General features: G+C 53.5%; 12 protein-coding genes and 1 pseudogene. 6 read left to right on the top strand and 7 right to left on the bottom strand.

Annotated elements, in window-relative coordinates:
* The first annotated feature begins 148 nt into the window (after positions 1-148).
* The 3 genes from JJD41_RS18530 (at position 149) to aroF (ending at position 8,888) form a co-directional block, all read left to right on the top strand.
* A complete protein-coding gene (locus JJD41_RS18530; RefSeq protein WP_200668970.1) occupies positions 149-3,649 on the top strand; it encodes an AAA-like domain-containing protein in 3,501 nt (1,166 codons plus the stop codon).
* 395 nt (positions 3,650-4,044) lie between these two features.
* Positions 4,045-7,545, top strand: coding sequence for an AAA-like domain-containing protein (locus JJD41_RS18525; RefSeq protein ID WP_200668969.1), 3,501 nt, complete (start codon positions 4,045-4,047; stop codon positions 7,543-7,545).
* Positions 7,546-8,036: 491 nt separating this feature from the next.
* On the top strand, positions 8,037-8,888 hold the full coding sequence (gene aroF / locus JJD41_RS18520; RefSeq protein WP_200668968.1) for a 3-deoxy-7-phosphoheptulonate synthase: 852 nt from the start codon (positions 8,037-8,039) through the stop codon (positions 8,886-8,888).
* A 65-nt stretch (positions 8,889-8,953) separates the two neighbouring features.
* Here aroF and JJD41_RS18515 read toward each other — a convergent pair whose 3' ends face one another.
* On the bottom strand, positions 8,954-11,347 hold the full coding sequence (locus JJD41_RS18515; protein WP_234488909.1) for a glycoside hydrolase family 31 protein: 2,394 nt from the start codon (positions 11,345-11,347) through the stop codon (positions 8,954-8,956).
* Between the two features lie 194 nt (positions 11,348-11,541).
* Here JJD41_RS18515 and JJD41_RS18510 point away from each other — a divergent pair, with 194 nt between their 5' ends.
* Complete coding sequence (locus tag JJD41_RS18510) at positions 11,542-12,366, top strand: hypothetical protein (protein WP_200668967.1); 825 nt, start codon at positions 11,542-11,544, stop codon at positions 12,364-12,366.
* 297 nt (positions 12,367-12,663) lie between these two features.
* On the top strand, positions 12,664-13,479 hold the full coding sequence (locus JJD41_RS18505) for a hypothetical protein (protein WP_200668966.1): 816 nt from the start codon (positions 12,664-12,666) through the stop codon (positions 13,477-13,479).
* Between the two features lie 74 nt (positions 13,480-13,553).
* On the opposite strand, the gene recA is transcribed toward JJD41_RS18505, so the two are convergent.
* Positions 13,554-14,645: a recombinase RecA gene (recA, locus tag JJD41_RS18500; protein WP_200668965.1), complete on the bottom strand. Its 1,092-nt coding sequence runs from the start codon at positions 14,643-14,645 to the stop codon at positions 13,554-13,556.
* A gap of 291 nt (positions 14,646-14,936) precedes the next feature.
* On the opposite strand from recA, the gene xseA reads away from it, so the two are divergent.
* Positions 14,937-16,160 (top strand): exodeoxyribonuclease VII large subunit, encoded by a 1,224-nt coding sequence (gene xseA / locus JJD41_RS18495; RefSeq protein WP_200668964.1) that lies wholly within the window; start codon positions 14,937-14,939, stop codon positions 16,158-16,160.
* 3 nt (positions 16,161-16,163) lie between these two features.
* Here the strand turns inward: xseA and JJD41_RS18490 are convergent, their stop codons facing one another.
* The 5 genes and pseudogenes from JJD41_RS18490 to JJD41_RS18470 all read right to left on the bottom strand — a co-directional run bounded on the left by JJD41_RS18490 (position 16,164) and on the right by JJD41_RS18470 (position 22,584).
* Positions 16,164-16,943 carry an HAD family hydrolase gene (locus JJD41_RS18490; protein ID WP_200669259.1) on the bottom strand — a complete coding sequence of 260 codons (780 nt, stop codon included), beginning with the start codon at positions 16,941-16,943 and terminating at the stop codon, positions 16,164-16,166.
* 605 nt (positions 16,944-17,548) lie between these two features.
* Positions 17,549-17,794 (bottom strand): annotated as a pseudogene (locus JJD41_RS18485) (DUF1830 domain-containing protein); the annotation flags it as partial.
* A 726-nt stretch (positions 17,795-18,520) separates the two neighbouring features.
* The gene (ribBA, locus tag JJD41_RS18480; protein WP_200668962.1) at positions 18,521-20,278 is read right to left on the bottom strand and encodes a bifunctional 3,4-dihydroxy-2-butanone-4-phosphate synthase/GTP cyclohydrolase II; all 1,758 of its coding nucleotides are present in this window, start codon (positions 20,276-20,278) and stop codon (positions 18,521-18,523) included.
* 255 nt (positions 20,279-20,533) lie between these two features.
* Positions 20,534-21,175, bottom strand: a complete 642-nt coding sequence (locus JJD41_RS18475) for a 50S ribosomal protein L25/general stress protein Ctc (RefSeq protein ID WP_200668961.1) — start codon at positions 21,173-21,175, stop codon at positions 20,534-20,536.
* 68 nt (positions 21,176-21,243) lie between these two features.
* Positions 21,244-22,584 carry an adenylosuccinate synthase gene (locus JJD41_RS18470; protein WP_200668960.1) on the bottom strand — a complete coding sequence of 447 codons (1,341 nt, stop codon included), beginning with the start codon at positions 22,582-22,584 and terminating at the stop codon, positions 21,244-21,246.
* Between the last annotated feature and the right edge of the window lie 15 nt (positions 22,585-22,599).

The raw sequence follows: 22,599 nt of genomic DNA, 5'->3' as shown, positions 1-22,599 counted from the left end.
TCGGGCGGTCATTCTGACCGTCTATTTTTTTGCCCGTTCCAGGCCATTAGCCGATCCCAAAATTGAATTCGTACAATTGAAGAAGAAAAAATCGCAGCACTCCGAGATCGTCGATCCGGCGAGCTTCTTTAATTTAATTTTTTAACCCATGAAATCTTCAGATTATCAAGTCGGTGGCAGTCTTTCCATTGACAATCCAACTTACGTCAGCCGCCAAGCCGATACCCAACTTTACGAAGCCTTAAAACGTGGCGAGTTTTGCTACGTTCTCAACAGCCGACAAATGGGAAAATCTTCCTTATTAGTCAGAACCCGTCATCGCTTGGAAACAGAAGGCTTTAAATGTACCACCTTAGACCTGACCCGGATCGGCAGCGAAAATATCCAGCCGTTGCAATGGTACAAAGGCATCGTGACCGAATTATGGCAAAAATTCGGCCTGTTAGGAAAATTCAACCTCAAAACCTGGTGGCGAGAGGAAGAAGACATTTCCTTAGTACAGCGTTTGAGTAATTTTATCGAAGACGTGTTACTCGAAAAATTCCCCGACGATCGCCTCATCGTTTTCATCGACGAAATCGATACCATTCTCAGTCTTCCCTTTTCCGTCGATGACTTTTTTGCCTTTATCCGATTTTGCTACAACCAACGATCGCTCCAACCGCAGTATAACCGGATTACCTTTGCCATTTTTGGCGTCGCCACCCCGTCGGATTTAATTCGCGATCGCCACCGAACGCCCTTTAACATCGGCACCGCGATTCCCTTGCGCGGCTTTACTTTGAGGGAAGCCGAACCCCTCGCGCGGGGTTTAGACGTCCTCGGCGAGGGTCACGACTTGTTAGAAAATATTTTATCCTGGACCGACGGTCAACCTTTTTTAACTCAAAAACTGTGTAATTTACTGTTAGAGATCGGCCAAAAAATCCCGATGTTTGCGAAAACCGATCGGGCGTGGGTTCAATCCGGAAAATATAGTTTTTGGGTCGGCTTGGTCGTGCGCACCTGTATCGTGCAGAATTGGGAAGGGCAAGACGAACCGGAACATTTAAAAACGATTCGCGATCGCCTATTAGCCGATGAAAATCGATGCGCTCGTTTGCTGGGAATTTACCAAAAACTCCTACAAGGAGTGGAAGTACCAGCCGACGGATCCCAAGAACACAATGAATTAGTTCTCAGTGGCTTAGTCGCGCGAAGAAATCATCGCTTAACCATTAAAAATCGGATTTATCGCGAAGTTTTTAATTCCACTTGGGTCGATCGACATTTGGCCGAACTGCGACCGTATTCGCAAATGATAAACGCTTGGATAGCGTGCGATCGCGCCGACCCGTCCCGACTGTTACGCGGACGAGCTTTAAAAGATGCCCAACAGTGGGCGCGGGGCAAAAGTTTGAGCGATTCCGACTATCAATTTTTAGCGGCCAGCGAAGCCTACGATCGCCAAGAAACCCAACAGAAACTAGAACTGGAACGGACCCGCGAAATTGAAGCGCGCTTGATTCAAGAACAAAAAAACACCAAACTCCAGCATTTACTCTTAAAAGTCGTCAGCGTCGCCTTCGCGATCGCCCTGATCTTGGGAGGAACCACCTTCTGGCAATACCGACGGGCCAGCGATCGCGAACGAGAAGCCCGCTACAGCGAGATTAAAGCCCTCCTTTCCGCCGCTTACGGCAATTTTGACTCGAATCGCAAATTAGACGCCTTACTCCAGGCGATCGCCGCCCGTCAAAAACTCAAAGCCCTCAGCAGCCTCGATCCCCAACTCGACCGTCAAACCCAATTGGCCCTCGGACGCACCATCTACGGCATCGAAGAATACAATCGTCTTTTAGGCCATCAGACCAGCGTCGTCAGCGCCGATTTCAGCCCGGACGGGTCCCATATTGTCACCGCCAGCAGTGACGGCACCGTCAAACTTTGGCAGGCCGACGGCACCCTAGAGCATACCTTCACCGGACATCGTGCTGCCGTCCGTGACGTGCAGTTCAGTCCCGACGGCCAGACGATCGCCTCCGGTTCCGCCGATACCACGGTCAAACTGTGGAGCCTCGACGGGACATTAAAACGGACTCTAACGGGTCATACCGCCAGCGTGTGGACGTTGAGTTTCAGTCCCGACGGTCAACAATTGGCCTCTGCAGGGGAAGACAATACGATTCGGATTTGGGACTGGCGCGGATCGGCAGTGAAAACCTTGAAAGGCCACCAAGCGGGGATTGTCGGAGTCGATTGGAGCCCCGACGGGAAAGCGATCGCCTCCGGTTCGGCAGACAAAACCGTCAAACTGTGGAGCGCCGACGGACGCTTAGAGCAAACCCTCACCGGACATCAATCTTTCGTCTGGGATGTGGCCTTCAGTCCCGATAATCGTTGGCTCGCCTCGGTTTCCGACGATCGCACCCTCAAACTCTGGACCCGGGACGGACGCTTGCAACAGACCTTTACCGGACATCGCGGTCCCATCTGGGGCGTCCGTTTCAGTCCCGACGGACGGGCGATCGCCTCCACCTCCAGCGACAACACGATTAAACTGTGGCACCTCGACGGCACCCCATTTAAAACCCTCGCCGGACATGACGCCGGAGTCTGGTTCGCCGACTTCAGTCCCGACGGTCGCGATCTCGTCTCGGTCAGTAACGACCAAACCGCCAAACTCTGGCATCTGGACAATCCCTTACTCAAACGGGCGATCGGCCACCAAGGCGCCGTTCGCGCCGTCGCCATTTCCCCCGACGGTCGTCACGTCATTTCCGGTTCCGGCGATAATACCATTAAAATTTGGACCAAAGACGCTCGATTAGAGCGAACCCTCACGGGTCACACCTCGATGGTTTTAGATGTCGCCGTCAGTGGCGACAGTCAAACGATCGTCTCCGCTTCGGTAGACGGAACCGTGAAAATTTGGAAGTTCGACGGAACCTTAGAACGCACGATCGCCGATCCCTCCGTCGCCATTCGCACGGTGGATATCAGTCGCGACGGTCAACGGATTTTATCCGCAGGGGGAGATAATACGATCAAAATTTGGAAGCGCGACGGAACCCTGTTAAAAATCCTCCAAGGACATGCGGCCCCCATTTGGGATGTTGTTTTTTCCCCGGACAGACAACGGATCGCCTCCGCCAGTGAAGATAACACCGTCAAACTTTGGGACGGCGAGGGTCGCTTGCTCAAAACCCTTCAAGTGCGAGAGGTGGGAGTATATCAAGTTGCCTTCAGTCACGACAGCCAACAGCTCGCCTCCGGCGCTGCCGACGACGCGATCGACCTGTGGACTCGTGACGGGGAGTGGCTGCAAACGTTACCCGGCGAAGGCGGCGGCATTTGGGGGATAACGTTCACTCCCGACGATCGCCGCTTGATTGCGGGTAGTGTCCGCAATACGATCTCCATTTGGACCGTGGGGGGAACTTTAATCAAAACCCTGGAGGCGCACAGTGGAGCCGTCCGCAACATCGCCATCAGTCCCGATGGCACCTGGATCGCCTCCGGTAGCGACGACCAAACCGTGATTTTCTGGAATTTAGTTGAAATTCTCAAGTTAGATGAATTGACTTATGCCTGCCATTGGGTGCGCGATTACTTGCACAGTCATGACGGACTAGACCCGGGCGATCGCGCCTTGTGTGAGGGATTGTAGATTTTAGATTTTAGATTGTAGATTTTAGATTCTTAGATTTTAGATTCTTAGATTTTAGATTCTTAGATCTAAGAGTCACAGAATAGAGCCTTGGGAAACTACGGCAACGGCTTTGTGTCTAAAATCACCAAAATTGGTATCGCTTGACAGATAAAAAATGAATAAATCAACAAAAATTGGACAAAAAGAGCGAAAAACAAGACAGTTAGGCGATCGCGCTACACCTTTCGTGACATTGCATTGCAGTTGCCCTATAGCTTCTTGTTAAGATTAACGTGAATTTTTAAAAAAATGAGTAATTGAAGGGCAAAAGGCTTAAATTAATAACAGACTGCCAACCGCCAGAAAAGCCCTCGCTCGGGTCTCGACCCCTGCTTTTTTCCTCTCTATTACTCATGAGCTTATCTTCCTATCAAGTTGGCGGCAGCCTCAGCCTCAACAATCCGACGTACATCGAACGAAAAGCCGACCGCCAACTCTACGAAGCCTTAAAAAACGGAGAATTTTGTTATGTCCTCAATAGCCGCCAGATGGGGAAATCTTCTCTGTTAGTGCGGACGCGCCACCGCCTACAAGCGGAAGGATTTCAATGCACGACCTTGGACATGACCCGCATCGGTAGCGAGAATATCGAACCGTTGCAATGGTACAAAGGCATTGTCACCGAACTGTGGCAGGGATTCGGACTGTTCGGTAAATTTAACTTAAAACATTGGTGGCGCGATGAAAATGAAATTTCCTTATTACAACGGTTGAGTAAGTTTATCGAAGAAATTTTACTCGAAAAATTACCCGATCGCCATTTAGTTATTTTTATCGACGAAATCGATAGTATTCTGACCCTCCCCTTTTCCATCGATGACTTTTTTGCATTAATTCGCTTTTGCTATAATCAACGAGCAATTCACCCGGAATATCAGCGAATTACCTTTGCTATTTTTGGCGTCGCCACCCCGTCGGACTTAATTCGCGATCGCCACCGGACGCCCTTTAATATCGGACGGGCGATCGAATTGCGCGGCTTCGACTTATCGGAAGTCGATCCCCTCATCCGAGGTTTTGAAGGTCGGGTTAAACATCCAAGAAGACTAATTGAACAAATTTTAAAATGGACCGGGGGACAACCCTTTTTAACCCAAAAACTGTGTAAATTATTACTGCAACTCCTCGCCGATCGCCCCCGGAATTCGGACTCGGAAAACGGACAGATGAAAATGTTTCCGGGAACCGAATCATTTTGGGTCGAAGATGTCGTGCGATCGCACATCGTTGACAACTGGCAAAGTCAAGACGAACCCGAACATTTACGTACCATTCGCGATCGCCTCTTGCGAAATCCCAAACGCGCCGGACGCTTGCTCGGAATTTATCAGCAAATCTTACGAGGTGTCGAGATCGTCAGCGATGACAGTTCGGAACAGATCGAACTCTTTCTGAGTGGATTAATTGAAAAAAAAGAGAACTTACTCGTTATCAGAAATCGTATTTATCGAGGAGTTTTTTGTCTCGAATGGGTCGCGCGCAAATTGCAAGATCTGCGCCCCTATTCTCAAGCGCTCGATGCGTGGATCGAGTCCGGTCAAACCGACGAATCGCGACTGTTGCGCGGACAAGCATTATTCGACGCCCAAACTTGGTCTCAAGGCAAAAGTTTGAGCGATATCGACTATCAGTTTTTAGCCAAAAGTCAAAACCTCGATCGCCGCGAAATGCATCAAGTTTTCGAGTTGGAACGGGGTAAGGCGATCGCCAAAGAAGCCAAATTACAACGGCGATTTCTCCGGGTGGTCACTGCGGCGCTCGTCATTTCTATGGGGTTGGGACTCTCTACATTCTGGCAATATCAAACGGCGATCGCCCGTCAAAAACAAGCCAGTATTAGTGAAATTAAAGCATTAGTTTCTTCGTCTCAAGGTTTATTTGCTTCCGAGCAAAAATTAGACGCCTTAGTTCAAGCACTTAAAGCCGATTTCAGGAAAAAACAACTCCACTGGAAAGATCGTCAAGTCCAGCGTCAAATCGATTCCGTTTTACGACAGGCCGTATATGGCGCGATCGAATACAATCGCTTGAATCATACCAGTCCGGTGATGGATTCGAGCATTTCTCCCGACGGTCAATTCATTACTTCGGTCAATCGGGAAGGTCGCCTCAAACTGTGGACAATTGACGGAGTTTTGTCGAAAATTATCGATGAAAGTTTGACGACCAAAACGGCGGTTGTTTTTAGTCCCGACCGTAAAAAAATCGCCGTCGGAGACAGCCAAGGAGCGATCCAACTCTGGAGTGCTAACGGAGTAAAATTACGAGAGTTTACCGGACATGAAGCGACGATCGCATCCCTGCGTTTTAGCCCGGATAGCCAATATTTACTATCTGCAAGTCGCGATCGCACGGCGAAACTGTGGACGATACGAGGGGAATTAGTTCAAACCTTTAACGGACATGACAATGAAGTATTAATCGCCGTTTTTCATCCCGACGGGCAATCGATCGCCACCGGAAGTCTCGACAGTACGGTGAAACTGTGGAAACGAGATGGAACGCTAATCAAAACATTTGCACAAATCAACGGTCCGGTAAGTGGAATTGCCTTCAGTCCCGACGAGAAAGCGATCGCGATCGGTACCTGGAACGATAAAATATTCGTCTATGAAGAAAACGCCACCGAAGCGACAGAATTACTCGGACATACTAACTCAATTCTGACGGTCACCTTCAGTCCCGACGGCGAAACGATCGCCTCCGGTGGAGATGACAACACCGTGCGGTTGTGGAGTCGTGAAGGGGCGTTAATCGATACCTTTGAAGGACATACTGACCCCGTGGTTAAAGTCGAGTTTACCCCGGACGGCCAACAATTACTCTCCGCCAGTTTAGATGGAACAATCCGATTTTGGCGCTTCACTCACCCGTTACTTACAGTTTTGAATAAGCACTCTAACTTCGTCCTCGGGGCCGGTTTTAATGTGGCGACGGGAGAGATCGTGACAGGGAGTGGCGATGACTATCTGTACTTTTGGAATCGGGAAGGAAAGTTATTACGAAAAAGCAACGATCCGCCTGGGGGATGGATGAGACTCCATCCTAAAACGGGGGATATTATGAATGTCAATGTTATCGAAAGCAAGATTAACTTGACAAAAGCGGACGGTACCCCGATCTCTACCTTGGTCGGACACCAAGATTATATTTGGGCGATTGCTTTCTCTCCCAATGACGATCGCCTCGGTTCTTTTGAAAATATCAACCGTCGCATTATTTTGTGGAAGCGTAACGGTAGTATGGTTAAAAACTGGATCGCCCATGACGACGTGATTGGCGGGATCGATTTGAGTTCCGACCGTCGTCTCGCCTCTGGCGATTGGGGAGGGGTGGTCAAAATTTGGAATCGGGATGGGGAGTTCTTGCAAAGTTTCCAGGCCCATTCCGATCGGATTATCCGAGTGACGTTTAGTCCGAATGGGGAAAGTCTAGCCACGGCGTCCGCCGATGGAACGGTTAAATTATGGGACGTTAGGGGGAAAGTCGAACCGTCCCGACATGTATTGACGACTTTAAAAGGTCACGTGTCTTGGGTGTACGACGTTCAGTTCAGTCCGGACGGTCAGAGGATCGCTACGGCGGGACGCGATCGCACGGTCAAAGTGTGGAATCGATCGGGAGAATTACTGGTTAGTTTCAGTCGTCATCAGAAATTGGTCTGGTGTATTAACTTCAGTCCCGACGGGAAATTTTTGATTTCCGCAAGTCGCGATCGTCAGGCGATTGTTTGGAATTTGGACGAGGCGATCGCGATCGATCGCGTCCGATCTGCGGGATGCGATTGGATCGGCGATTATTTAAAAACCAACCGGGACATCGAGGAAGGCGACCGGGGTTTGTGCGATGGATGACAACGGGGGGCGATTCTCCTGGGGAGAAGCTTCGCGATCGCCGCGACCCCCTTGGAAACCCCAGTCCGGAAATTAACCCTTGACAAGTCGGAAAGTTTTTGCTAGGTTCGACAATCATAGCCATCATTAATTCTCGAAATTTAACCTTAATTCGATGCACGAACGCGCCGCCTATTTTTATTTTTGGTTTAGCCAGGTTCACCGGGAGTGAATCGAGTTTCGCTTGCTCGTTACCCGGTGAACCGCAGACCAAAGGCTGCGGTTCTTTTGTTTTTAAGGTTCGCTTCGGTTTCTTGTAAGGTTCTATTCACGGTTTCGGCGATCGACATGACACGGATTGGCAACTCCTTTTTTAGCTTTTACTTTTTTTGGCTCAGAAGCGGTTCTGGGTAGGTAATTGCTGCGTCAATCGATCGCCTCCACCCGGAACTGCTTCAACGGTTCCGGGTTTTTTGTCGTCTACGTTCACTCCAGATCTTGAGGAAAACTCCATGTTAAACGCCAAACTCGCCACTCAAACCCACAATCCCTCGGTCATCCGCATCGGTGAAAGCGTCACCGTCGGCGGTGAAGACCTGCTCGTTATCGGCGGGCCGTGTACCGTCGAAAGTCTGGCGCAAATGGAGCAGGTCGCCCGCCATCTGGCCCCGAGTCCGGTACAAATGTTGCGCGGCGGCGCTTTCAAACCCCGCACCTCTCCGTACTCCTTCCAAGGATTGGGAGATGCGGGGTTAACGATTTTGTCCGAGGTCAGCCAACGCTACAACCTGCCCGTAGTGACCGAAGTGATGGCGGTGAGCCAAATTGAGGCGATCGCCGATCGCGCCGACATGCTGCAAGTCGGTAGCCGCAACATGCAAAACTTCGACCTCCTCAAGGCCCTCGGCGAAGTCAACAAACCCGTTTTACTCAAACGCGGACTCGCCGCCACCCTGGAAGAATTCGTCTTCGCCGCCGAATATATCCTCAGTTCCGGGAATCCGAACGTGGTCCTGTGCGAACGGGGGATCCGCAGTTTCGACCCCTACACCCGCAACGTCCTCGACCTCGGCGCCGTGGTCGCCCTCAAACAAATCACCCATCTCCCGGTGATCGTCGATCCGTCTCACGCCAGTGGGAAACGGGAACTGGTGGCGGGTTTGGCGCGAGGGGCGATCGCCGCCGGGGCCGACGGTTTGATCGTCGAATGTCACCCGGAACCGGAAAAATCCGTCTCCGACGCGAGACAAGCCCTTTCCCTAGAAGCAATGGTCGCCCTGGCGGAAAGCCTACGCCCGATCGCCGCCGCCGTCGGTCGCCGCCTCCCGGAAGCGATTCCCGCCGAGGTGGCGATCGCCGCCTAAACCCCCCAACCCCAACAAGTCCCCCTTTCCAAGGGGGATTGAGGGAACTCTCCCTCTCAATCCAATTACAATCGAAAGACCAGGGAACGCGATCGCCCGTCATCCTCGAAACTTTGCCGTCCGATTCCGACGACCTCGACGACCACTTCCCTCGATGGCGGCGTCCAATTGCCCTGACGTTCGCCGATCTCGACGACAATCTCGCGATCGCCCTGGCGGACCCGATAGGCGGTCGTCGCCCAATCCCCCTCGCGATACCCAAAACTCTCGCCGTCATCTTCATAATGAATAAACGTCGTCGGTAAACCACTATCTCCCGGGGGCCAAACGTTCACCGTGAGGCGATCGCCCGCCCCCTCGCCGACAAACTGCCCGACCTGCGCTAAGGGAATCACCGCCCCCGCCCTCACGTATAATGGCATCCGTTCCAACGGCGTCTCGGCTAAAATCTGCGTCGGGCCGCGATAATGCTGTCCGGTCCACCAGTCGTACCAGACTCCCGCCGGGAGATAGACCGCCTGAGTGGAGACCCCCGGACGGCAAACTGGGGCCGCCATCAGCCACGGACCGACCATCACGCGATCGGCGATCGTGTAAGTTTGCTCGTCGTCGGGGAACTCGTACAGTAACGGACGTAAAATCGGCGTTCCGGCGGTGGTCGCTTCCCAAAACAACGTATAAAAATAAGGCAGCAACCGATAGCGCAGTTCGATAAATTCGCGACAGATCTGCTCGACGCGATCGCCGAAACACCAGGGTTCGTGCGATCGCGTCCCCAACGCCGAATGACCGCGCATCAACGGATAGAGCATCCCCACTTGCATCCATCGGGCGAACAGTTCCGGCGTGGCGTTGCCGAAAAAACCGCCGATGTCGCAGCCGACAAACGGCACCCCGGATAAGCCCATATTGCACAACATCGGCAGGGACATTTCTAAATATTCCCAGCGCGATTGATTGTCTCCCATCCACACCGCCGACCAGCGCCCGATTCCCGCATATCCCGATCGCGTCAGCACGAACGATCGCGCTTCGGGACGGTGGCGTTCCATCGCCTCGGAAGAACTGCGCGCCATCAAGTGACCGTAAAGGTTGTGAACTTCCGCGTGAGTCGCCCCTTCTTCCGGCGGACCTTGGGGCGCATCTTCGGGAAACCAGATTTTCGTCCCCGGGTCGCCAAACGGGCGATCGGCGATCGCGGGTTCGTTCATGTCGTTCCAAATTCCCGCAATTCCAATCTCTGTTAGCGGTTGGTGCAAGTCGCCCCACCACTGGCGGACCTCCGGACGCACGAAGTCCGGGAATACGGCTTTATCGGGCCAAACGTAGCCGTGAAAGAGCTTTCCGGAGCGATCGCGCACCAAGTAATCCGAGGCGATCGCGCGATCGAAGACCTCGTAATCGGCGTCGGGTTCGTATTTAATCCCCGGATCGACGATCGTCACCGTTTTCAAGCCCTCGGCCCTTAAATCTGCCACCAAGGCGCCGGGGTCGCTAAAGCGATGGGGATGCCAGGTAAACACCCGATAACCGCGCATGTAGTCGATATCCAGATGGATGACATCGCACGGAATCCGGCGATCGCGGAATTCCCGGGCGATCGCGCGCACTTCGTCTTGAGACTCGTAACTCCAACGGGACTGATGATAGCCGATCGCCCATTTTGGCGGTAACGGCGGGCGTCCGGTCAACTGGGTATACGTCGCCACCACCGCCGACGGTTGCGAACCGTAAATAATGTAGTAGTCCAACTCGCCGCCGTCGGTTTCCATCCGCCAGCAGTTCGGATCTGCCTCGCCGAGGTCGAAGCGACTCCAGTAAGTGGAATTGAGAAAAATTCCGTAAGTCAACCCCGGACGCAACACCATCAGGAACGGGATCGCCTGATACATTTCGTCCGTGAGTAAGTCGTAATCGAGGGAATCGACGGTCCAATTCGTCGCCACCGTACCGCGTTTTTCTAACAGTCCAGTCCGTTGTCCCAATCCGTAAAAGCACTCTTGCGCTTCGATCGCCTTGACCGCCGTCACCCGGCGATCGCGCCAATGCATCCCCGGGGCGAGATCTCGGGCGAATTCGCGCCCTCGACCATCGACACAGGCGAGCAAACTACTCTCACGCCGTACCCGCACCTCCATGCAGTCGGTGGCGATCGCGATCTCTTCGGAGGTTTCGCTCAGCTCGAACCCCGTCGGCGTCCAGCTTTCATCTTCTGCGGCGATCGCCCACGACCGTCGCGGTTTCCACTGTCCGTCCGGACTGAGGCGTACCCGAACTAAGTTCGGGGCCAGGACGCCGACCCGGATTTTGGCCTCCCCGCAGTCAAAATCGACGTGACGCCCGTGGGTATGGAGCGATCGCACCCCACTGAGGACGGAAACCGGGCGATCGTTGCAGGGTAATTGTCGGAAGTTTTCTAACATGACGGATTGGGCAGAGGTTAACGGGCATTTGCTCATTATCTCACCTTCGTTGCTGCCAACAATATGCATTTCGATAGAGGGTCGATCCCTTCCATCGGTAGAGGCGATCGCCAGAAAACTCTCTTAGACTAAACTCAGGCTGTTTGAAATCCGAACAGTCTTTTAAATGCTTTTTAATCGTTCATTTAAGCGAATTTGTAAAATCTTATTCTGTGGAGGAACTCAATTTTATGCGCTCTTTTATGCTCGATCTCCAAAAGCAACTCAACACCCCCGTTCGTCTGCGCTTCGGGGCGATCGCCCTCGCCACCACCACCCTATTTCTCGGCGCTTGCAATCGCAGCGAACCGACGGACGTTTCCGCTCAAGGTAGGGAACCGACAACGTCCGAACAGGTTGCCCAAAATACCGAACAGTTAGTCGGCGAAACGGTCACCGTTCGCGGTGCATTCGAGCAGCAAATCGATCGCATTTCTTTCTTAATCGATGAAGGAATGACCGCCGGAGGCGAGCCGATTCTGGTGATGAATATTTCCGGTCAACCGTTCTCACTACCCCCCGAGGCAGAGGATCTCGACGTTCGCGTAACGGGTGAAATTCGCAATTTCAAGCGCATGGATTTTGAAAATGAATTCGGCTTGGATCTGCTTCCCGGAACCTACGATACTTACGAAGCGAAACCCACCATTCTCGCTAATTCGATCGAGTTAATTGCGCAACCGGGGGACGTTGCCGAAAATCCGGCAAGCTTCTACAATCAACCCCTCAATATCGAAGGGGAAGTCGAACAGATTTTGAGTCCCAATACCTTTACTTTAGACGAGGAAGAGTTAGCTGGAGCCAGCGATCTACTCGTGGTGAGCATCCTTCCCGAACAACCCTATACGGAAGACCAGCAAGTGATGGTTAAAGGGGAATTGCGTAATTTCATCGTCAGGGAATTAGAGCAAGAATACGATTTAACTTGGGATTTACAGGTCAAAGAGCAGTTAGAAGCGGAATATTCTAATAAACCCGTGTTTATCGCCACGGAAGTGATGCCCGCAGTCCAATAAATCTCGCTTGGATTTTAACTGAATCTTGGAGGGGCGATCGCGCGTTCGCAAAGCGACGCCTCCGGCGTATCGCCCCCCGCGCGATCGCGCAATAATGTTCGTCACGCCACATTGTTTGAAATAGCTTCGACAATACTCCCCAAAATACTCAATTAGAAAGAGGCGCAAACGGTTCTAAAGGGGGAGGCGATCGCTCCGCCGCGATCGTTATACTAAAAATAGCGCAAAAGGTAACGAATATCAATAGAATCTAGCCAATAACACACAATTAATACACAATAATTGGGAGAAGACTGCATGACTTTTACAACAGCTCAGAACACAAGCTTAACCCGCTCGATCTGGCGCGGTGGGGCAATTTCCCTCGTCCTGACGGGATTGCTGCTGCCCTTCGCCGCCCCTCTGCAGGCGGGCGAACTCAAGCGCTCCGATCGCAGTACCATCGAGAACATCGAAGAACGCAGCGATCGCTACCTCGGTCAAGAAGTCACCGTGCGCGGCGAAGCGGCTAACCTCGTCGAACCGAATACATTTAAACTAACTTCAGATAACTTTTTAGAAGGCGAAGAAATCCTCGTCATCAACAACTCGGGGGAACCCTTCGTCCTCCCCTTCGACGATGGCGTCGCCGTTCAGGTGACCGGAGAAGTCCGCGAATTAGAAGTCGCCCAACTCGAAAGAGATTTCGATATCGAGTTTTGGGAATCGGATTTATACTTAGAATATCAGCAACAACCCGCGATCGTCGCGGAATCCATCGCCTTAGCTCCCGACCCGGGCGACATCGAAGACTATCCCAATCGCTTCTACAATATGAATTTAGCCGTCGAAGGGGAAGTCGAAGAAATTCTCGCTCCCGGCGTCTTCAAACTCGAAGAACACAATTTCCTCGATCTCGGGGGCAGCGATTTGCTCGTCATCAACCCGACCGTGGGAGATTTCGTCAGAAATGGTGAAGATCTCGTCGTCACGGGGCAACTGCGTTCCTTCGATCTCTACGAACTCGAACGCGATTACAATCTCGATTGGGATTTAGGCGTCCAAGAGCAAATCGAAGCCGAATTTACCAACAAACCCGTGTTAATCGTCGATGAAATCTACTCCACCGACTAAATGGAGCGACTATCGAGCGAAACATTAGGGTGGGCGAAAGATCGCCCACCCTAACTGCATTTCGGCGACGCTAATTATTCGTTATCTTCGTATTCTTCGTATTCCTCATACTCCCCATCTTCCCCGTCGTTGCTCGATTTACCGACGGAATTCGCGGACACGACCACGCCGAGTTCGAGCTGTTCTCGCACTTTCTGTTCGACTTCGAGGGCCATTTCGGGATTTTCTTCTAAATAAGTGGTCGCATTATCCCGTCCTTGACCAATATTGTCGCCGTTGTAGTTATACCAAGCACCTTTACGATTGATGACTTTGGTTTCTTCGGCGAGGTCGAGCAAGCAACCGAGGCGGGAAATGCCTTTACCGAAAAGAATGTCGAATTCGGCAATCCGGAACGGCGGGGCAACTTTATTTTTAGCGACTTTAACTTTGGCGCGAATCCCGTATTCTTCCGATCCTTTCTTCAGAGTTTGGATGCGGCGGATGTCGAGACGGACGGAAGCGTAGAATTTGAGGGCGTTCCCCCCGGTGGTGGTTTCCGGGTTGCCATAACCGCCGATTTTTTGGCGCAATTGGTTGAGGAAAATGACGGTACAGCCGGATTTACCGATATTTCCGGTGATTTTACGCAAGGCGTGGCTCATCAAGCGCGCTTGCAAGCCGATGGAGGCATCTCCCATCTGTCCTTCGATTTCGGCGCGAGGGACTAAGGCGGCTACGGAGTCGATCACGACGATATCGACGGCGGCGGACCGCACCAGTTGGTCGGCAATTTCGAGGGCCATTTCCCCGGTGTCGGGTTGGGAAACGAGCAGGTTGGCGATATCGACGCCGACTTGGGACGCATAGGTGGGGTCGAGGGCGTGTTCTGCGTCTACGAAGGCGGCGACGCCTCCCATTTTCTGGACTTCGGCGATCGCGTGGAGGGCGACGGTGGTTTTACCCGCACTCTCCGGTCCGTAGACTTCGATCACTCGTCCTTTGGGTAAGCCGCCTCCCAAGGCTAAATCTAAGGTCAGGGCGCCACTGGCGATCGTTTCGACTTTCATCCGGGTGGCGTCCCCGAGGCGCATGATCGAGCCTTTGCCAAAGCTGCGCTCGATCTGGGTCAGCACCATTTTGAGGGCTTTCTCTTTTTCGGGGTTAAGGGTAGTTTCTATAGCCATTCGTGTAAATTGGGAATCGTAGGTGTGTTGAATTTCTATTCTAGTTTAGAGCCCGGTCATTGTGGATTTTGGATTTTAGATTTTGAAGTTGAGCGGGCATTGTAGCGCGGAACCGGGGGAAGTTAAGGACATCATAGGGGAGTTTGAGCGGGGATGGGACGGGCAATCCTAAAGTCCGTATAAATTTTTTTTGAGCGATCGCCCCGGTTGGGAGGATGCGCGATCTCGGCAGTCGGAAACAGGTTTTACAATGCACGTACAGGCTAAATCACAAGACAAACGACAGAATTGATGAGCGATCGCCCGGTTTCAGAACAAGCGGTCTCGGTGGCGGGACTGAACCAATACATCCAATCTCTCTTGGAACTCGACCCGCAATTGCGACAAATTTGGGTGGTCGGCGAGGTCTCTAGCGCCAACGACCACCGCAGTGGTTTATTTTTTACGTTGCAAGACCCGGAAGGAACCGCATCGATCCGGTGCGTGGTCTGGAATTCCCATCGCAGCAGGTTGGTGCAAGTTCCCCTCAAGGGGGAGCAGGTGATGGTGTTGGGTTCGGTGGGTCTGTACCCGAAGCGCGGCGAGTACCAACTGACGGTGTGGCAGGCGTTTCCCGGTGGGGAAGGCTTGCAGGCGTTGCGCTATCGCCAGTTACGATCGCGCCTGGAAGCCGAGGGCTTGTTCGATGCCCTTCGCAAGCGTCCCCTACCCGCGCACCCGCAGACCCTGGCGGTGGTGACGTCGCCCCAAGCGGCGGCGTGGGGGGATTTGCAGGCGAGTTTGAGCGATCGCTATCCGGGTTTACAGGTGCTGCTGTCTCCGGCGACGGTACAAGGGGCGCGGGCGCCGGAGGAGATCGCCCGCGCGATCGCCCGGGTGGAAGCGGACGGACGGGCTGAAGTGCTGATCGTGACGCGCGGTGGCGGGGCGTCGGAAGATTTGGCCTGTTTCAATGACGAACGGGTGGTGCGCGCGATCGCCAGTTGTTCGATCCCGACGATTTCGGGAATCGGACACCAACGGGACGAAACTCTATCCGACGAGGTGGCGGACGCCTGCGCCCATACGCCGACGGCGATCGCCGAGTTAGCGGTTCCGGAGTGGAGCCAATTATACAAGGAACACCGCGATCGCCTGGGGCGCTTGTCCGAGGCCGCGCGCCGCCAGTTGGATCGGGAGGGCGATCGCCTCGATCGCGCGCGATCGCGCCTGCAACGCCTGCCCCTCGACCGTCAGCTTCGCTTGCAACAACGGGATCTCGCCCGCCAGCAACAACGGCTGCTCGCCGCTACCCGCCGTCAGCTCGATCGCCGCGAGCAACACTGTGCGAGTCTGCGCGATCGCCTCGCCAGTCTCGACCCCCATCGGGTTTTACAGCGCGGTTACGCACTGGTTCGCACCCCGGGGGGGGCGATCGTGCGATCGCCCGCCGATTTATGTCCCGGCGAAGAAGTCGTCGTCGAATTCGATCGCGGTCGGATGACGGTTAAAATTATGGACCTGCTCGACGAGTGAGCCTCACGTCTGCGCCTCGCTCGCCTGTCGGTGAACCTCGCGCGCCAAAGCCATATCGAAATAGGTGGAGTTTCCGACTTCTCCCGCCAGCACGGTAAATGGGTTGTCCGGTTCGCCGAGGTGGTCGATCGTCAGTGCTGCCTTGGGGAACGGGTAACGGGCGGTATAGTTATTCACCGTAATTACAGTATTCAATCCCGCCCCGGTGGCGGCGGTCAAGCCTTGGGGCGAATCTTCGATGACCAAACAGCTTTCCGGCGCTAAGTCCATCTGTTCCAAAACGTAATCGTAGATATCCGGGGCGGGTTTTTTGCGCTCGACAATATCTCCGGCGGCGATCGCTTCAAACCATTGGGGACTGTCCGGGGCGATCGCGTGTTCGATCAAGGCGATCGCGTTTTCCGGGGCCGACGTGGTGGCGATCGCCAGTCGGATCCCTTGCTGTTTGGCTTCTTCGAGCAGGCGCCGCACTCCCGGACGTAAGGGAATTTGGCCGCTCGCACTCAGGGCGCGAAAATGTTCGGTTTTGATCGCGTGCAGTTCGGCAATCCAGCGATCGCGATCCTCGGGTTCTCTAAACGGTGGCTGATATTCTTGCAGGTAAAATGCAATTCGCTCTTTCCCCCCGGCAACTTCTAGCAGTTGGCCGTATAATTCGACGGTCCAATGCCACTCCAATCCGGCATCGGCAAAGGCGCGATTGAAGGCAACTCGATGACCGTCCCGTTCGGTTTCGGCGATCGTCCCGTCCACGTCAAAAATTAACGCCTTGAGTTCGCTCATCTTTTGCTGGTCTCCCTTGCGCGATCGGATCGAACCGACGGTCATGGAAAGCTCGTTGACCGTCGGTTTTTCAATGTAGAGCGGGGAATGCTCCCTAACTCCTTTTATCAGATTTTAGAGTTCTGTGGCCCGCGATCGCGCGATCGCAACCCCACAAAGATGAGCATGAATACTCCTCCACCTGCTACGCGAGGTGGCGGTGTCTTGATTAGAAGGGTTTATCCCTCCCGACAGGCGGTATTCTCGCCGTGTTCTGGGAACTTTTGCCCAGAGACACCCCCAAGTCGTTTCCGCTATGGGGCTTGGAGTGAAACTTTGACCCGGAGTCCGACGTGTATCAACCGACTCCACAGGATTTACAGGGTGCTTCTCCCTCAGTTGAGAGGTCGTGTCTCCGGGGTGTTCGGAAATCTCAGTTCCGCCCTTTACCGTACCGCTCAAGATGTATAGCATCCTAACATAGAAACCGCCGCTCCTTAACCCCCACCTGTTCCTAGGTGGGGGAATGCGTCGCTATTTTGGTTCAAGAAGGGAATTCGTCGTGCCGATCCCGTCGAACTCCCCGCGACAATGGCTTTCAGGAAACGATTTTCTCAATTACACGCCAGACGAGTGCAATGGATCGTATCGGATAAAATTGCCCCCGCCATGCCTCCGGTATGAATTTCTAACTGGGCTTGCGGCAGTGCCTCGAACATCAACCGTTGACCGGGAAAGACGACCCGCTCGAAGTAGCGATCGGGGATATTCGAGATCCGGGCGATTTGGATTTTGCTCGTCGTGTTGACGTAGCAGCAAAGAATTTCTTTGGACGAATCGGTTTCCGGTAGGGGAGTTTCTAACTGTGCCATCATCATTTTGCCTCTCAACTTTGCCTCTCAGGTGCGATCGCGCGGCAGCCCAGTGCCACCGAATGTCTTTTTAAAAGATTAACATTTTGTTACTCTTTTGATAAATACCTTAATATTGTGTTAACATTTGAAATTCTTTTCCTGAATCTTTATCGGACTGGGGGGATCGAGGAGGCGAAGATCGCCGGAGCCTGACGCTATTGACGGCAGTAATTTGAGTTAGTTTCTCCCCCTCGCCATCGATCGCAACAAATGCGATCGTCCGATCTCGGATCGAGAGAATTTCAAATTCGTAACCAATTCGAGTTAGCGCGAACTTTCCCGAATATTCTCTGGGGAATCTGCGATCGTCCTTACTTAGCTATGCTAACGCAGTCGGCGGGGATTGGGTTGCGATCCCCGTGCAGTTTTTGTATAGATTTCGATCGCAAACCGATGGGTGCGATCTCGGTTTGGGCGATCGTCAAATCGCCGAATTGGAGAACGGATCGAGCGCCGTTGAGAGAAAAAAAATGCCTCTTCCAACTGGAAACATCCCGATTTTTCCCTTCATAAATGCAAGGGATTTGGGGGATTTTACCCAGAGCCGTTCGCGCCGCAGGCTCCCCGAATTCAATCTTTATCAAAATTGGCGTTTTCCGGGGGCGCCCGTTAACCGCTTCAGGGGTCTAAAATTGACCCCCAAGCGGCCATTTTGAGAGCGACAATCGGGAGAACAGCGATCGCCTAGGATGGCGGCGAAGTTGACGAATCGAGTGGGCTTCCTTCCGCATCGAAACAATAGATCGTCTGTGCTTCGAGGCGATCGCACACCGACGACGGCATCTGAGAGAGCGAAAAGGTCTGACGCTTGAGTTGAACCCCGAGATTTCTAAGGGGATCCACCCCCGGCGACACCAAAAATTCCAACCGTTCCATATCGAACCACATCGCCATGCGATCGAGAATCTGGGCGATCGCCTTCAAATACGGATGTCCCGGTTGCCTAAACCAATCCGGCGTCGCCAAATTCGCTTGGTCGAGTCCCAAATGAAACGTCAATTGCGGTTTGCCAAACAACGCCACGGTCACGGGTCGTTTTTCCTCTTGCAACACCAGATGTTCGGCTTCTGCTAATTGGCGAATTTTCTCCAAATGGTCGTACCAGCGTTGCACCCGCACGTCATTGCTTGAGGGTTCGTCCGCCGGATGTCGTAACTGTTCTTCCCGCCAGTGCAGCGCCACGGTCAGCAAATAGGTTTGTAGCAACATGTGACCGAGTTTTTCCGCCTTCGTCGCTAGATAGGTACAGTTATACGGATTGGCTTCGATCAACAACGGCACGCGATCGACCATCTCCAAGCCGTAGCCCTTGAGTCCGGCAATTTTGCGCGGGTTATTGGTAATCAAGCGAATTTTACTCACGCCCAAATCGTTGAGAATTTGAGCGCCGACGCCGTAATTGCGCAAATCTGCCGGAAAACCGAGCCGTTCGTTCGCTTCCACCGTATCCAAGCCCATATCTTGCAGGGAATAGGCTTTGAGTTTATTAATCAGCCCGATGCCTCGTCCTTCTTGGCGCAAGTAGACGACCACCCCTTCCCCGGCATTTTCAATCATTTTGAGCGCCGCTTGCAGTTGCATCCGACAGTCGCAACGTAGGGAACCGAGGGCATCTCCGGTCAGACATTCGGAATGAACCCGAACCATGATCGGTTTATCTTTAAAATTGGTCGGATCGCCTTTGACAATGGCCACGTGTTCGGAATCGTCGAGGCTGTTGTGATAGGCGTAAATCGAGAATTGGCCGAATTCCGTGGGTAACGCCGCCACGGTCTCCCGCCGGATAAAACGCTCGTGTTGGAGGCGGTAGGCGATTAAATCGGCAATGCTGATAATTTTGAGTTGATGGGTGTGGGCGTATTCGATCAGCTCCGGTAAGCGCGCCATCGACCCATCCGGGTTTTGGATTTCGCAAATGACCCCCGCCGAGTAAAGTCCGCTCATGCGGGCGAGATCGACTGCCGCTTCCGTATGTCCGGCGCGTTTGAGTACGCCCCCTTCCCGGTAACGCAGGGGGAAGATATGACCGGGACGGCGTAAATCGCTCGGTTGGGTAGTGGGGTTGATGGTCGCTTGGATCGTGCGCGATCGATCTTCGGCGGAGATTCCGGTGGTGACGCCGAGATGGGGGGCGGCGTCGATGCTGACGGTGAAGGCGGTTTGATTGCGATCGGTGTTGTTGGTGACCATTAAGGGGAGGTCGAGTTGGTCGAGGCGATCGCCTTTCATGGCCAAACAAATCAATCCCCGTCCGTGAACGGCCATAAAATTGATGATTTCCGGGGTCGCAAATTGGGCCGCACAAATCAAGTCGCCTTCGTTTTCGCGATTTTCGTCATCGACGACCACCACCATCCGTCCGGCAGCGATTTCGCTCAAGGCAGATTCGATCGAGTCAAACTCGAAATGTTCTGTTTTTGAGGCGTTATCCGAGTGTTGCACGGCGAAATTCCAGCAGGTAGACTTAAGGTTTTCTTATCTCTCTTATTAACAATTGTAGCCGTTTTAGCCGTCGCGAGGCGATCGCGCCCCGGTCGATCGTTCGGATTTTACTCCGGCGCTACATGCAAAAAAGCCCGCACGGGCGGGCTTCGATAATGGTTGAGTTGGCGATCGCGCAGCCAGCCAGATCGCACAGTTCTGGTGCGTTCCGAAGTCTGAATGCTGAATCTTGTACTCGTTCGCGGGCAGGTTGGGCTACTCTTCGCCGTAAGATTCCAGAAGCGCCGCCGTGGTCGGATCCAATTCGGCGCCTGCTTCTTCTTCCTCTTCCGCTTTACCCATGCCTCGGGGTACCAGGATGTTCGCCAAGGTGCGTTCGGGTTCGATTTGGGCGACGACACCTTCGGGAAGGACTAATTCGCCCACGTGCAAGGAGCCGCCGAGTTCGAGACCGGAAACGTCTACGTCGATCGCCTCGGGAATGTTATCGGGGGCGCATTGAATCGGTAATTCGTTAATCACGCATTCCAAGACACCGCCTTCTTTGGCTCCGGCAGGTTCGCCGACGTAGTTAACGGGAACAACCAGATCGATCGTATCTTGCGCGGCCACCGCAAAAAAGCTGATGTGATAGATGCTATTTTTCCAAGGGTGGGTCTGGACTTCGCGCAGGATGGTTTTCCCTTTCCAGGACAGATCGGGGATGCTCAGGTCGATGAGCGTGTTGTTGACTGCCGCTTGTTTGAGCAAGTTTTGAGCGGTTTTGGCATCGATGGTCAGGGAAATCGATTCGGCGCCGTTGTGACCGTAGAGGTTGGCGGGAATCAAGTTATTGCGGCGAAGGGCCTTCGGTTTCGTTCCTTCTTCGCGCTTGTTACATTCGACGGTGACTAACATGGTGGTAGCTTGGCTTGAGAGTGTTCAAAGGTGGGTGGGGCGATCGCGGCGATCGCGCGCCAGGGGGCTTAGGGGTTGGAATCCACTGGCGTTCCGTTGGCGTCCAACAGCGCCCGCTTCGGTCCGTGAATCGGGTCTTCGACGATAATCGTCTGGTCGCGACTGGCGCCGAGGGAAACGATCGCGATCGGTACTTCCATCAACTCCGCCAAAAACTTGAGGTAAGCGAGCGCCTCTTTTGGCAGGTCGTCGAGGGAACGGCAGTCTGCAGTAGACTGCTTCCAACCGGGCAGAGTTTCGTAAATCGGCTTGCACCGGGCAAACTGACGGGCGCTATTCGGGAAGTTCTCGCATCGCTGTCCGTCAATTTCGTAAGCGACGCACACTTTAATCTCGTCGAGTTCGTCGAGAACGTCGAGTTTGGTGATCGCCAGACAGTCCATCCCGTTAATGCGAACCGCATAGCGTCCGATGGTGGCGTCGAACCAACCGCAACGGCGTTTGCGTCCGGTGGTCGTGCCGAATTCGGCGCCGCGATCGCACAAGACATCGCCGATTCCGTCGGTCATCTCCGTGGGAAATGGACCTTCTCCCACGCGAGTGGTGTAGGCTTTGGCGACGCCAATGACGCGATCTATCATCGTAGGCCCAACCCCGGCTCCAACACAAGCCCCACCCGCGACCGGATTGGACGAGGTAACGTAGGGATAGGTGCCGTGATCTAGGTCGAGTAAAGTTCCTTGAGCGCCCTCGAATAAGATATTGCGACGTTGTTGGATAGCGTCGTAGATTTTGAGAGAGGCATCGACCACGTGGGGGCGCAGGCGATCGGCGTATTGCAAATACTGCTCGATCACTTCTGTCGGATCCAACGGCGGCAATTCGTAGAGCTTTTCGAGAATCGCGTTTTTGTACTCGATACTCCAGGTGAGGCGATCGCGCAAGCCGTCGGGATCCATTAAATCCAGAACCCGGATTCCCGTCCGTTCCGACTTGTCCGCGTAGGTCGGGCCGATTCCCCGTCCCGTCGTGCCAATTTTCTGATTGCCGCGTTTCTCTTCCGATGCCACATCGATGAGGCGGTGATAGGGCATCGTCACGTGAGCGGTTTGAGAAATCATCAGGTTAGCGGTCGAAACCTGAAGCTGTTCGAGTTGGTCGAGTTCCTCGATTAATACTTTCGGATCGATGACCGTTCCCGAACCGATAATGCACTCCGTACTCGGATAAAGGATGCCAGAGGGAATCAGGTGCAACTTGAAGGTCCGATCGTTGACCACGACCGTGTGTCCGGCGTTGACCCCTCCCTGGTAACGAACGACAACATCGGCAGACTTACTGAGCAGGTCAGTAATTTTGCCTTTTCCTTCATCGCCCCACTGGGCGCCAATCACTACGACGTTAGCCAAGGGTCTTTCACGCTA

The sequence above is a fragment of the Oxynema mangrovii CENA135 genome (genome assembly GCF_016632315.1).
Taxonomy (GTDB): Bacteria; Cyanobacteriota; Cyanobacteriia; order Cyanobacteriales; family Laspinemataceae; genus Oxynema; species Oxynema aestuarii.
The sequence above is the reverse complement of the archived record's forward strand: the minus strand, read 5'-3'. Positions and strand labels throughout refer to the sequence as shown.

What these genes read in the sequence shown, in the direction of transcription:
- JJD41_RS18530 (WP_200668970.1), top strand. Translation starts at nt 149, where the DNA reads ATGAAATCTTCAGATTATCAAGTCGGTGGCAGTCTTTCCATTGACAAT.
- JJD41_RS18525 (WP_200668969.1), top strand. Translation starts at nt 4,045, where the DNA reads ATGAGCTTATCTTCCTATCAAGTTGGCGGCAGCCTCAGCCTCAACAAT.
- aroF (WP_200668968.1), top strand. Translation starts at nt 8,037, where the DNA reads ATGTTAAACGCCAAACTCGCCACTCAAACCCACAATCCCTCGGTCATC.
- JJD41_RS18515 (WP_234488909.1), bottom strand. Translation starts at nt 11,347, where the DNA reads ATGAGCAAATGCCCGTTAACCTCTGCCCAATCCGTCATGTTAGAAAAC.
- JJD41_RS18510 (WP_200668967.1), top strand. Translation starts at nt 11,542, where the DNA reads ATGCGCTCTTTTATGCTCGATCTCCAAAAGCAACTCAACACCCCCGTT.
- JJD41_RS18505 (WP_200668966.1), top strand. Translation starts at nt 12,664, where the DNA reads ATGACTTTTACAACAGCTCAGAACACAAGCTTAACCCGCTCGATCTGG.
- recA (WP_200668965.1), bottom strand. Translation starts at nt 14,645, where the DNA reads ATGGCTATAGAAACTACCCTTAACCCCGAAAAAGAGAAAGCCCTCAAA.
- xseA (WP_200668964.1), top strand. Translation starts at nt 14,937, where the DNA reads ATGAGCGATCGCCCGGTTTCAGAACAAGCGGTCTCGGTGGCGGGACTG.
- JJD41_RS18490 (WP_200669259.1), bottom strand. Translation starts at nt 16,943, where the DNA reads ATGAGCGAACTCAAGGCGTTAATTTTTGACGTGGACGGGACGATCGCC.
- JJD41_RS18475 (WP_200668961.1), bottom strand. Translation starts at nt 21,175, where the DNA reads ATGTTAGTCACCGTCGAATGTAACAAGCGCGAAGAAGGAACGAAACCG.